Source organism: Streptococcus sp. (assembly GCF_030825805.1).
In the GTDB taxonomy this organism is placed as follows: domain Bacteria; phylum Bacillota; class Bacilli; order Lactobacillales; family Streptococcaceae; genus Streptococcus.
Genome location: NZ_JAPJPF010000013.1, coordinates 24579 through 37379, shown reverse-complemented (window position 1 = coordinate 37379; position 12801 = coordinate 24579). Strand labels below are relative to the sequence as shown.

Here is a 12801-nt window from a genome sequence, read left to right as displayed (position 1 = left end):
CCAAGACGGTAAACAACGTTATCCAAACGACGTTCCAAAAGAAGCATGAAGTTGAAACCGACAGTTCCTTCTTTAACCTTAGTAGCTTGTACGAACAAGTTACGGAATTGTTTTTCACCAAGTCCGTAAGAGAAACGAAGTTTTTGTTTTTCAGCTAATTGCAAACCGTATTCTGACAATTTTGAACGGTTGTTTGGTCCGTGTTGACCTGGTACGTAGTTACGACGTGCCAATTCTTTACCTGTACCTGTAAGTGACAAGCCAAGACGGCGAGATTGTTTCCAAGATGGTCCTGTATAACGTGACATTTGAAATGTCCTCCTATAAAAATAATTTTTTGTAGGAAATAACGTTTTAGACAAACCTGATTCGTTCAGAAAGCCTTCGCCCAAACAGCAAAGGTTACTTTTCTAGCTGGCTTCCTGTTGACGAGCTTCATTTTGTCCTGCTGTCATTTCGCACAAATTCTATTATACCACTAATACCAGCCCTTGTAAAGTTGCTTTCTCATTTTTTTGGTTTCTTTCTATAAATGAAAAGCAAAATGAGGTTTTCTAGCTAGGGGCTTTCTAAATCCCATATTTTGACTTGGATATACATGTATCCACTTCCCTATCCTATCTGTTTACAGGAATCTTTACACCCTTATTTACAACCTGTCAATCATGATTGTTCTAATAACCTCCTAAGTCCCTCTATTTTAGTGATATGAAGAATATAGATGAGATTTCTCTTCAAAAGATCCCCCTGTCTAATATTGACAGATATGATTGTGAAATTGACATCTTTGTCAATAAATTTACACAACAAATCTTTATGATATGTTAAGGACATCAAAAAAACCATCTCCAAGAAGAGACGGTTGGAAGTTGTAGCTCACCCTAGCCAGATTAGTCTAAGTAATGAATCAGATTTTTCTCAGTCAAAATATCTGAGTAAGTATACGATTCAACATAGGTTGTTGCTGGTTCACCAGGTAAACTGTTTTCATTAGTGTATTCAATAATAAACAAAGAAGGATAGACTTCAATTAATCGACCAAACTTATTTTTTTGACGTTTACGACCATTTTCCAAGGTCATTTCCACAATTTGGCCTTCATGAGCCTTGATTTCTTCTTTGATTTTTTTCATTTTTGCTACATCTGTAAATGCATCACTCATCCATTATTCCTCTATTCTCTTTGATATGCTGGAGAACTTATTATATTCTTTCTGGAAGATTAACTCCACTGTTCCACGCGCTCCTGAACGGTTTTTTTCAATGATGACTTCAACCTTGTTATTCGGCAAGCCTTCTTCTTCCTCACCTGCACGTTCATAATAGTCATCACGGTATAGGAAGGCAACAATATCTGCATCCTGCTCGATGGATCCTGATTCACGGATATCAGATAGAACCGGCCGCTTATCTTGTCGTTGTTCGACTCCCCGAGATAGCTGACTAAGGGCAATCACAGGAACCTTCAATTCTTTCGCCAAAATTTTTAATTGACGAGAGATTTCTGAAACTTCCTGTTGCCGGTTTTCTCGTCCAGTCCCTGTAATCAACTGCAAGTAGTCGATAAGGATCAAGCCAAGATTACCAGTTTCTTGTGCTAACTTTCTAGAACGAGATCGAATTTCTGTAATCCGAATACCAGGAGTATCATCTATATAAATGCTGGCATTGGCTAGATTTCCTTGGGCAATGGCATATTTCCGCCACTCATCATCTGTCAACTGACCGGTACGAATAGAATGAGACTCAATCAAGCCCTCTGCTGCCAACATCCGATCCACCAAACTTTCAGCCCCCATTTCCAGTGAGAAAATAGCAACTGTTTTATCCAACTTGGTTCCGATATTTTGGGCAATGTTTAGAGCGAAGGCAGTCTTACCAACCGCTGGACGAGCCGCAAGAATAATCAACTCTTCTTCATGAAGACCTGTTGTCATATGATCAAGATCTCGATAACCTGTTGCAATCCCCGTAATATCCGTTGTCTGCAATGAGCGAGTTTCAAGACTTCCAAAGTTGATATTTAGGATATCCTTGATATTCTTGAAACCACTTCGATTGGCATTTTCACTAACATCAATCAGGGCTTTTTCTGCGCCTGCAATAATCTCATCCGACGGACTCGCTCCATCGTATGCTTGATTAATGCTCTCCGTTAAACGAGCAATCAAGCGTCTTAGAACCGCTTTTTCGGAAACAATCTTTGCGTAATATTCCGCATTAGCTGAGGTCGGAACAGAGTTGATAACTTCAGCTAGATAAGAGAGACCACCGATATTTTGCAAGTCCCCTTGGCTATCTAAAATATTGCGAACGGTCGTCGCATCGATAGCATCTCCCCTATCTGCAAGGTCAATCATCGCCTTAAAAATTAACCGATGGGCATATTTAAAGAAATCTGCTGGCTCAATAAACTCACGAACAAAAACCAGTTTTCCCTCATCAATAAAGATGGCTCCTAAGACAGATTGCTCTGCTTGGATATCTTGAGGCTGGGTTCTTAATTCTTCTATCTCAGCCATAGTCATTCCTTTCTAACGATTTACTTAACCTTCGTTTACTCGAATTTGGATAATACCTGTAATATCCTGATAAATTTTAACAGGCACATCAATCAAGCCGACAGAGCGAATTGGAGAAGCCACTTGAATGTGACGCTTGTCGATTTTGATCCCAAATTGTTTTTGTAGTTCTTCTGCAATTTTTTTATTGGTAATCGAACCAAATGTACGTCCATCAGGACCAATTTTTTCTGTAAATTGGACAACGGTCGTTTCTTCTGCTAATTTCGCTTGAATATCTTTCGCTTCTGCAACTAGTTCCGCATGGGCTTTTTCTTCAGATTTTTGCTTACCGCGAAGTTCCCCAATCGCTTGGGCGTTAGCTTCTTTGGCTAAATTCTTTTTAATCAAAAAGTTTTGAGCATAACCTGTTGGGACTTCTTTAATTTCCCCTTTTTTTCCTTTTCCTTTTACATCTGCTAAAAAGATAACTTTCATTCTTCTTCCTCCTTATCCTTTTGGACCTCTTCTTGAATACAGTCAATCAATTGGGTACGAACTTGATCGATGGTTACATCTTCCAATTGAGAAGCCGCCGAATTAAAGTGGCCTCCGCCTCCCATTTGCTCCATAATTTTTTGCACGTTAACTTTGCTTCTGCTTCGAGCTGAAATGGAAATGCTTCCTTGTTCATTCAGAGCAATGACAAAGGTCGCCTCAATTTTAGACATGGCCAACATACTATCGGCTGCTTTACTAATGGTAACCGTTCCATAAGGAACATCTGCTACTCCTGTTGCCACAATAATATGTGGGAATACCATTTGACCATTTAGGATCAACTCATTAACTTCGCGGTACTCATCGAAGTTAATAGCTGAAATTTCCTGAATGAGGACACTATCACTGCCTCGGCTTCGTAAATAACTAGCTACATCAAATGTACGGCTCGTTACGCGAACAGAGAAATTCTTGGTATCCAACATAATTCCAGCCATCAAAACACTGGCTTGTATCTTATTCAAGCGGTTCTTCTTAGAATTCTGGAACTGAAGCAATTCCGTAACCAACTCACTGGCACTACTTGCGCCACTTTCAATATAAGTGATCATGGCATTTTCAGGGAAGTCTTCATCCCGTCTATGGTGATCAATGACAATGACTTGGTGAAACTTCTCATACAAATCATTTGAAAGAGTGAGAGCTGTCTTCGAATGGTCTACCATAATCAAAAGGGATTGATCGGTTACCATCCGTAGAGCATCTGAAACCGTTACGAGTTTAGTCGCTCCATCTGATTGAATTTTTTCAACCGCTCTTTCGATATCCTGAGCCATAGACGTATCATCATAAACTGCATAAGAGCGTTCGTTGATATTGTTTGCAAACAATTGCATCCCAATCGATGCCCCCAAAGCATCCATGTCTAATTTTTTGTGGCCAACAACAAATACCTGATCAACCGATTTAATTTTTTCGGAAATAGCTGTCATCATCGCACGAGTTCGGGTACGGGTACGCTTGATAGCAGAGGCTGTCCCACCTCCAAAGAAAATAGGATCCTTACCTTCTTCTTTTTCTTTCACAACCGCTTGGTCGCCCCCTCGGACTTCAGCTAAGTTTAGATTCGATAAAGCAACTCTACCAATTTCATCATGATTGCCATCTCCGTATGAGAATCCCATACTTACCGTAATGGGTAATTCACGATTTTTCGCTTCCTCACGGAATTGGTCAATAATAGAAAATTTGGATTCGATTAATTGTTCAAGAACGGTATAGTCGGTAAAAAGATAAAAGCGATCCATCCCGACTCTTCGGTAAAACATATGGTATTTTTCCGAGAATTCTTCAACAAAGTTTGCAATAAAACCATTGATACTACTGATATCTGAATCAGACACAACATCTTCTAAATCATCATAGTTGTCTACGGACATAATTCCGATGACCGGCCTAGTCGTTACAAGACCAACGTTGGCCTCATACTCACTAGACGCATCAAAAAAATAAACGACACTGGCCTGGGAATCTAGATAAACAGAATATTTCTTATCTCCAATGGTTGCATAATGGCCTTTCCCTTCAAAAGGAATCGCCAACACTTGTTGCAGGTATTCCACATCGAATTGCCCATCCTCAGTAGAGAAAATCAACTCCGCATAAGGATTGAACCACTCAACTTCATTGGTTTCACCGTTTACCTTGATTACACCAACTGGCATTTTATCCAGTAGCGAGGCCAATCCATTTTCAGCCTGATGATTGACATATTGAATTTGTTCTAGCTCATCCAATTCTACTTGCTTTAATTGATGAAGAAAGAGATAGATGACACCGGAAAGAATCAACAGAATCACAAATAAATTTGCAATTGTTCCACCCAATAATCTGGAACTGATGGCTAATATAATAAATGCTAACAAACCTACCATACAATAATGGATAGGCGTCATACGAAATTTTTTCATCATAAACCTCTGTTGGGCCATTATACCATAAAACATAAGAAAAAGCGAGGCCAGTCAAGCCTTTCCACCAAAGAAAAAGCTGACAGGGGTCAAGGTCCGGTCGCTCATTTGTTAAACAGTGTAAAGTATATTTACACTGTTGTAAATATACAGTAAAACGAGAAAAGAAGTAGCTATTTGGCTACTTCTTCCACATATTTACGTCCTAATAAGTTAGGATTCTTTTTCTTGATTCTTAGAAATGCTTCGACTCTTGCCTTCAAGATACACCATCAAGATAGAAATGTCAGCTGGGTTGACACCTGAAATCCGGCTAGCTTGACCAATCGTTTCTGGATTAATCAACTTGAATTTTTGACGAGCTTCTGTTGCGATGGAGTCAATATCGTCCCAGTCAATATTGGCAGGAATTCGTTTTTCTTCCATCCGCTTCATTTTTTCAACCTGATCTAAAGCTTTTGAGATATAACCCTCGTACTTAATTTCAGTTTCAATCAGCTCGATAATCTTATCATCTAGTTCTTCAGCTGCTGGTCCGATAAAGTTGACAACATCTTGATAAGATACTTCTGGTCTTCTCAAAAATTCTTTGGCTGTGACAGCATCTGTCAATGGTTTAAAACCTAGCGCTGCAACCTTCTCGTTCGTTTCCTTTACAGGTTTTAACTTGATACTGTCAAGGCGCTTCATTTCATTTTCAAACTGATACTTCTTGGTTTCAAAACGTGCCCAACGTTCATCGTCAACCAAACCAACCTCACGACCGATTTCTGTTAAGCGCATATCTGCATTATCATGACGAAGAATCAAACGGTATTCTGCACGGCTAGTCAACAGACGATAGGGCTCAACTGTTCCTTTGGTTACCAAGTCATCGATCATGACCCCAATATAACCATCACTCCGTTTTAAGATGAGCTCTGGTTTTCCTTGGATTTTTAGAGCAGCATTAATCCCTGCCACAATTCCTTGGCCAGCGGCCTCCTCATAGCCAGACGTTCCATTGGTTTGGCCTGCGGTAAAGAGACCTGAGATTTTCTTAGTTTCTAGTGTTGCTCGCAATTGATGTGGAAGGACCATATCATACTCAATCGCATAACCGGTTCGCATCATCTCAGCATTTTCCAATCCCTTAATAGAATGGACAAGATCTCTTTGCACATCTTCTGGTAAACTGGTTGACAAGCCTTGGACATAGACTTCTTCTGTATTGCGTCCTTCTGGCTCAAGGAATAGCTGGTGGCGTTCCTTATCCGCAAAGCGAACAATCTTATCTTCAATAGATGGACAATAGCGAGGTCCAACTCCCTTTACAACACCTGTAAACATTGGAGCTCGGTGTAAATTGCTGTTGATGATTTCGTGGCTTTGACTATTGGTATAGGTTAACCAACAAGGGATTTGATCCTTTAAATAATCCTCGTCACGCGAATTGTAAGAAAAGTGATTTGGATTTTCATCACCTGGTTGAATTTCCGTTTCTTCATAATTGATTGACGATGCCTTTACACGTGGTGGCGTACCTGTTTTGAACCGTCCAATTTCTAGTCCAAGATTCTTGAGATTTTCAGCCAAATTGATAGAAGCAAGGCTATGGTTAGGGCCTGATGAATACTTGAGATCCCCAATGATGATTTCTCCACGTAAAGCCGTTCCAGTCGTGACAATGACAGCCTTGGCCCCATATTCTTGGTGGGTCGCAGTTCGAACACCAATAACCTTCCCATCTTCTACCAAAATTTCATCAATCATGGTTTGGCGAAGGGTCAAGTTTTCTTGATTCTCAACTGTCTTACGCATTTCCTTAGAATAGAGCTCTTTATCTGCTTGAGCACGAAGCGCACGAACAGCTGGTCCCTTTCCTGTATTCAACATCTTCATCTGAATATAGGATTTGTCAATATTCTTGGCCATCTCTCCACCGAGAGCATCTACCTCACGGACCACAATCCCTTTTGCAGAACCACCAATCGAAGGATTACATGGCAAAAACGCCAACATTTCGATATTGATGGTTGCAAGTAAAACTTTACAACCCATTCGGCTCGCAGCAAGGGAGGCTTCTACCCCAGCATGCCCCGCCCCGATTACAATAATATCGTATTCTTCTATAAAATTATAAGTCATTTTTTCTCCTATTCTTTAAGATGGATGTGTCGTAATTGTCCGTCCCAATCTGGTAAGGCGGTTTTTAAAAATGCCGGCTTCAGATTAACAGTACGTAGATCATCTAAAGCAAGCCACCGGCAAGGTAATGGCTTCGCATCTTCTTGCATGGTTAACGGTGCATCTTCCAGCAAGTCCACTAAATAATGGAACTCGATATTATGATAGTGGACCCCAGTTTGTTCAAAGCGATTTTCAACAATGAAAGCTAACTGAACCGCTCTAGATGCGACCCCAAGTTCCTCTTTTACTTCTCGAACTACGGCATCTTCAGTAGCTTCATCCACTTGAATAGCACCTCCGATTGTATAAAAGCCGTCCTCATCTTCTACGACTAACAATCGATTGTCTTTTACAATCAAAGCAGTCGCTCTCACACCAAAAACCATTTGGTTTAACTTGGTCCGAAAATCCTGTTCTTGCATGTAACTTCCTTTCGAAACGACACAAAAATAGTCAAAACTCTGAGAAGTGCAGGACAAAAAAGCCTGCAACATCCATGAGCTTTGACCATCATTTCTATTGCTTTTATTATTGTAGCAAATTGAGAAAATTTGTCAATTTAAATATACTGACAAACTTTACCATCTCGGTAAGCATTGTCAATTAAGCCGCCACCGAGACACTCTTCACCATCGTAAAAGACAACAGCCTGACCTGGCGTAATAGCCCGTTGAGGTTCTGCAAAAATCACCTCAGCCTTGTCACCCTTGACATGAACCGTCACTTTGGAATCTGGTTGGCGATAGCGGAACTTGGCTGTACACTCTAGTGTAAACTCTTCCGGCATATCCCGTGTAAAGTGAACTTGACTAGCTTGTAAACTTGTTGACATGAGTGCTTCATGATAGAAGCCTTGACCGACATACAGAATATTTTGACTCAGATCTTTACCAACAACAAACCAAGGAGCATTGTCCCCACCTTGTTGGCCACCAATTCCAAGTCCACCCCGCTGACCGATCGTATAATACATCAAACCGGCATGTTCGCCCATATCCCGTCCATCTACAGTCATCATTCGGCCTGGTTGGGCAGGAAGGTAGTTCCCTAAAAACTCTTTGAAGTTCTTTTCTCCGATAAAGCATATCCCAGTGGAGTCTTTCTTTTTAGCTGTTGCCAATCCAGCCTCTTCTGCCAACCGGCGAACCTCAGATTTTTCTAAATGTCCCAATGGGAACATGGTTTTTTGAAGTTGTTCTTGTGACAACTGGCTTAGGAAATAAGTTTGATCCTTCCCATTGTCAACACCGCGTAGCATATGGACAATGCCATCTTCATCACGCGCCACGCGTGCATAGTGACCTGTGGCTACATAATCGGCACCAAGTGTCATGGCATAATCTAAGAAGGCCTTAAATTTGATTTCCTTATTACACATGACATCCGGATTTGGTGTCCGGCCTGCACGATATTCTGCAAGGAAATATTCAAAGACACGATCCCAGTATTCTTTCTCAAAGTTGACAGAATAGTAAGGTATGCCAATTTGATCTGCAACCGCTGCTACATCTTTGTAATCTTCTGTAGCTGTACAGACGCCATTTTCGTCTGTGTCGTCCCAGTTTTTCATGAAGATGCCGATGACATCGTAACCCTGTTGCTTTAATAATAAAGCTGTTACAGATGAATCAACACCACCACTCATACCAACAACAACACGTGTTTTCGAGTTATCACTCATAGATTTCTCCCATCTTTTCGTTTCTCACGATTGAAGGTCGTGGTTTGCTTCAACGATTGAAGGTCGTTTTGAGCATTATCAATTGTAACACGCTTTATAGTAGAAAACAAGCATCTTGCCATTCTTCTTATTGGCTATTGTATCTATATGTTTACAAGTCTGTAAATCAAAAAAGAGTCCATTTGCTGAACTCTTTCATTTACTTTAATACCAGCCATTGGCCAGCCAGAAGTTTTTAGCCGCCGACCATGATCCATATCGGTTGACAACATATTGATTGGCTACTTTTTCCTGGTTTTCTGGTGACAAGTCACCGTTTAAATAAGAAAGGGATAACTGGTAACGACCATAGTATTGGCCATTTTGTGCTGTATAACTGCCACTTGATTCTTTCTGGGCAATCCATTCTTTAGCCGCTGCATCTTCGGCACTCAAGCCATCTGAGGCAGATACCGTAGTTGTTACTTGTGTAGTGGTAGCTTGCTCTGTAGTATTAGTTGTTGTCTTCTCATCTTCAATCTCTAAAACTTGACCAACTGTAATGAGGTTGACATTGCTAATCTTATTTTTCTTAGCAATCGCATCAACCGTTGTATTCTTCTCTTTAGCAATAGCTGATAAGGTATCACCTGACTTTACAGTGTAAGATTCTGCACTGGCAAGGACGGGAATAAACATTCCTGATAATAAGCTTAGTCCGATAACACGTTTTACAAAGATTTTTTTATTCATGGTTTTACACTCCTTTTCTGTATGTTCTTTATCTTACAGAAGAAATGTTTCAGAAACTTTATGAAATCACGTCAAATGTTTCAATAATATGTTAGCAAGAATAAAAAACACCTCAAATAAACTAGTTTTAAGTATCTTTTAAGTTTAAAACAAAATTTCCCTCTTAAATAGAAGAAAACATGCCCTAGATTTGTTATAATGAAAGAAAAGAAACCCTAAGGAGCTGACTGATGAATTCGCTTAAATTCCAATCCGTATTTGATATTATTGGACCGGTTATGATTGGACCTTCTAGTAGCCACACTGCTGGAGCTGTTCGTATTGGAAAAATTGTCTCTTCTATTTTTGGAGAGGATCCTACAGAAGTTGAATTTCAGTTGTTTAATTCCTTTGCCAAAACCTATCGCGGCCACGGGACAGACTTGGCCCTTGTAGCTGGTATTTTGGGGATGGACACAGATGATCCAAGAATCCCCAATAGTCTTGAAATTGCTCATGAAAGAGGAATTCGAATCGTCTGGTCTATTCAAAAAGAGAGCAATGCGCCTCATCCAAATACGACGACCATCACGGTGAAAAATGAGCACAAAACCATCTCCGTCACAGGAATTTCTATTGGTGGGGGAAATATACAAGTCACCGAGTTAAATGGCTTTGCAATTTCTCTAAATATGAACACCCCAACTATTATTATTGTTCACCAAGACGTTCCTGGGATGATTGCCCATGTAACAGAAGCCCTTTCCCGCTATGATATCAATATCGCCCAAATGAATGTAACCCGCGAAAAAGCCGGCGAAAAGGCTATTATGATTATTGAAGTGGATTCTCGAAATTGTGACGAAGCGATTGAGTTAATCCGTCAAATTCCTCATTTACACAATGTGAATTTCTTTCAATAAGGAGACCCCATGTTTTATTCCATTACCGAACTAGTTGAGCAAGCGACCCTCCACTATGAAGGAAATGTCGCAGAATTAATGATTGCAACTGAGTTTGAACTAACTGGTCGCGAGCGCGAAGAAGTTCTGACTCTTATGACTCGAAACCTCGAAGTCATGAAAGAATCCGTTCATCTTGGACTCAATGACCAACTTTCTCGAAGTGGCTTGACTGGTGGAGATGCTGCAAAACTAGATCGCTATATTCGATCTGGAAAAGCCCTCTCTGACTATACTGTCCTAACCGCTGCCAAAAATGCTATTGCTGTCAACGAACACAATGCAAAAATGGGCTTGGTCTGTGCTACTCCCACTGCTGGATCAGCTGGTTGCTTACCCGCTGTTCTTACTTCAGCCATCGAAAAACTCCATTTAGATAAACACCAACAATTGGAGTTCTTATTAGCCGCAGGAGCCTTTGGACTGGTTATTGCCAACAATGCATCGATTTCAGGAGCCGAGGGAGGCTGTCAAGCTGAGGTTGGATCAGCATCTGCTATGAGTGCGGCTGCCTTGACGTTAGCTGCTGGGGGAAGCCCTTACCAAGCTAGCCAAGCCATTTGTTTCGTCATTAAAAATATGCTAGGCTTAATTTGTGATCCTGTTGCAGGACTGGTAGAGGTTCCTTGTGTCAAACGAAATGCTATGGGTGCAAGCTATGCATATATTGCGGCGGATATGGCTCTGGCAGGAATTGAATCCAAAATCCCTGTTGATGAAGTCATCGATGCTATGTACCAGGTCGGATCAAGCCTGCCAACTGCCTTTAGAGAAACGGCTGAAGGTGGTCTAGCAACTACTCCAACTGGGAAACGGCTACAGCAAGAAATATTTGGAGAATAATCTATGAAGTACATATTTTTCGACTTGGATGGGACCTTAGTCGATAGTTCTGAAGGCATTGAAACCACCTTTCTACACACTTTTAACCTGCTGGGGGTTCCGACACCTGATAAAGAGACTATTCGAACCTTTATGGGGCCTCCACTCGAGGTTACATTTACAAACCATGTCCCAAAAGAACTTGTTACAAAAGCTGTAGAAATCTATCGCACCTATTACAAAGAAACTGGCCAACAACAAACCTATCTCTACCCAGGTATCAAAGAACTCCTTCATCAATTGAAGGAATTGGGTTATCACTTATTCATCACCACCTCTAAGAATCAGGAAGTGAGTCTCGAAATAGCCCATTCACTAGGAATTAATGATTACTTTGATGGGATTTATGGTTCTATCCCAGGATTCATGCACAAAGCTGATATCATTCAGCGTGTACTGGTGGACCATCAAATTCCAAAAGAGGAAGCTTGCATCGTTGGGGATACTAAATTTGACATCATTGGGGGAAAAACCATTGGTATTCACACAATTGCAGTCAGTTGGGGATTTGCACCCCTAGAGCAATTAAAAGAGGAAACTCCCGATACCATCGTAGATTCCCCCCTAGCTTTACTCACTCATTTAAGTTAATAAAAGAGGTTTACAAATTTGTAAACCTCTTTTATGTATAAAATCACGTATGGGTAAGATCATCCATGGTTCACTAAGGTTGACTAACAAAGTCATTTTCTTTACAGCTCTTTCCAATACTTGTCAAGATAAGAAACAAAATAAAAAGAGGGTTTAACCTCTTTTTTAGTATCCCCAAGCTGAAAGCCCTTGGTTTGAATAGGCATTATAAGCTGCTTGGATTTGATCATCAACTGTAGCAGTTGAACCCCAACCTGGCATTGTTTGGAAAAGACCACTAGCTCCAGATGGATTTGCTGCGTTCACTTGACCATTTGATTCACGTGCAATAATGGCTTCCCAAGTTGATGCAGGAACTCCTGTCATTTCAGCCATACGAGCCGCTGCATAGGATCCAACTTCTCCAGCAGTATTCCCATTTGCAAGTACAATACCATTTCCAGAATTCGTAACAACAGGTGCTGCATTATAAGTGGCAGTAGTTGTTGTTTCTGCCACTACTTGATTTGTAGAAGCTTCGGCTGCTGGTTCTTGACTTACTGTGGCAGTATTTACTTTGTTGATCAATGATTTTGAACGTTCACCCAACTCAATAATTTGACCTGCATGGATCAAATCTTGGTTGCTGATTTGATTCAATTCAACAAGTTTTTCGATAGTAGTGTTATTCTTAATCGCAATTTCTGATAAAGTATCACCATATTTTACTTCATATGTTTCAGCATTCACTACCACACCAGAAACAAAAAGTGAAAGAGCTGAGATAATAGAAGTTAATGTCCATTGGACTTTTTTTGTGTTCATCAATACATTCTCCTTTCGAACATAATACT

13 protein-coding genes are annotated in these 12801 nt (G+C 40.6%); 3 read left to right on the top strand and 10 right to left on the bottom strand.

Annotation, left to right across the window (positions count from 1 at the left end; translation table 11 throughout):
• The 9 genes from rpsD to RCH62_RS03420 all read right to left on the bottom strand — a co-directional run.
• Positions 1-308 (bottom strand): 30S ribosomal protein S4 (gene rpsD, locus RCH62_RS03460; protein WP_306474627.1); only part of this gene is annotated, 308 nt, incomplete at its 3' end.
• Between the two features lie 582 nt (positions 309-890).
• Positions 891-1163 (bottom strand): Veg family protein, encoded by a 273-nt coding sequence (locus RCH62_RS03455; protein WP_006595358.1) that lies wholly within the window; start codon positions 1161-1163, stop codon positions 891-893.
• Between the two features lie 3 nt (positions 1164-1166).
• Positions 1167-2522: a replicative DNA helicase gene (dnaB, locus tag RCH62_RS03450; RefSeq protein ID WP_048690975.1), complete on the bottom strand. Its 1356-nt coding sequence runs from the start codon at positions 2520-2522 to the stop codon at positions 1167-1169.
• 24 nt (positions 2523-2546) lie between these two features.
• Positions 2547-2999 carry a 50S ribosomal protein L9 gene (gene rplI, locus RCH62_RS03445; protein WP_048690977.1) on the bottom strand — a complete coding sequence of 151 codons (453 nt, stop codon included), beginning with the start codon at positions 2997-2999 and terminating at the stop codon, positions 2547-2549.
• On the bottom strand, positions 2996-4975 hold the full coding sequence (locus RCH62_RS03440) for a DHH family phosphoesterase (RefSeq protein ID WP_152904155.1): 1980 nt from the start codon (positions 4973-4975) through the stop codon (positions 2996-2998). Before RCH62_RS03440 ends, rplI begins: the two co-directional genes overlap by 4 nt.
• A 210-nt stretch (positions 4976-5185) precedes the next feature.
• Entirely contained in the window at positions 5186-7099 is a 1914-nt protein-coding gene (gene mnmG, locus RCH62_RS03435; protein WP_048690979.1) for a tRNA uridine-5-carboxymethylaminomethyl(34) synthesis enzyme MnmG, read from the bottom strand.
• Positions 7100-7107: 8 nt separating this feature from the next.
• Positions 7108-7563: an NUDIX hydrolase gene (locus tag RCH62_RS03430; protein WP_125329309.1), complete on the bottom strand. Its 456-nt coding sequence runs from the start codon at positions 7561-7563 to the stop codon at positions 7108-7110.
• A gap of 137 nt (positions 7564-7700) precedes the next feature.
• Positions 7701-8822 carry a tRNA 2-thiouridine(34) synthase MnmA gene (gene mnmA, locus RCH62_RS03425; RefSeq protein ID WP_048690984.1) on the bottom strand — a complete coding sequence of 374 codons (1122 nt, stop codon included), beginning with the start codon at positions 8820-8822 and terminating at the stop codon, positions 7701-7703.
• A 204-nt stretch (positions 8823-9026) separates the two neighbouring features.
• Positions 9027-9554: a LysM peptidoglycan-binding domain-containing protein gene (locus RCH62_RS03420; protein ID WP_306474626.1), complete on the bottom strand. Its 528-nt coding sequence runs from the start codon at positions 9552-9554 to the stop codon at positions 9027-9029.
• Positions 9555-9784: 230 nt separating this feature from the next.
• Here RCH62_RS03420 and sdaAB point away from each other — a divergent pair, with 230 nt between their 5' ends.
• Genes sdaAB through RCH62_RS03405 form a run of 3 tightly spaced genes read left to right on the top strand, consistent with a single transcriptional unit; the run spans position 9785 to position 11968 of the window.
• Positions 9785-10456: an L-serine ammonia-lyase, iron-sulfur-dependent subunit beta gene (gene sdaAB, locus RCH62_RS03415; protein ID WP_023024775.1), complete on the top strand. Its 672-nt coding sequence runs from the start codon at positions 9785-9787 to the stop codon at positions 10454-10456.
• Positions 10457-10465: 9 nt separating this feature from the next.
• The gene (sdaAA, locus tag RCH62_RS03410; protein ID WP_048789934.1) at positions 10466-11338 is read left to right on the top strand and encodes an L-serine ammonia-lyase, iron-sulfur-dependent, subunit alpha; all 873 of its coding nucleotides are present in this window, start codon (positions 10466-10468) and stop codon (positions 11336-11338) included.
• A gap of 3 nt (positions 11339-11341) precedes the next feature.
• Positions 11342-11968 (top strand): HAD hydrolase-like protein, encoded by a 627-nt coding sequence (locus RCH62_RS03405; RefSeq protein WP_048789935.1) that lies wholly within the window; start codon positions 11342-11344, stop codon positions 11966-11968.
• A 165-nt stretch (positions 11969-12133) separates the two neighbouring features.
• On the opposite strand, the gene RCH62_RS03400 is transcribed toward RCH62_RS03405, so the two are convergent.
• Entirely contained in the window at positions 12134-12772 is a 639-nt protein-coding gene (locus tag RCH62_RS03400) for a LysM peptidoglycan-binding domain-containing protein (protein ID WP_048789936.1), read from the bottom strand.
• Positions 12773-12801: the final 29 nt, after the last annotated feature.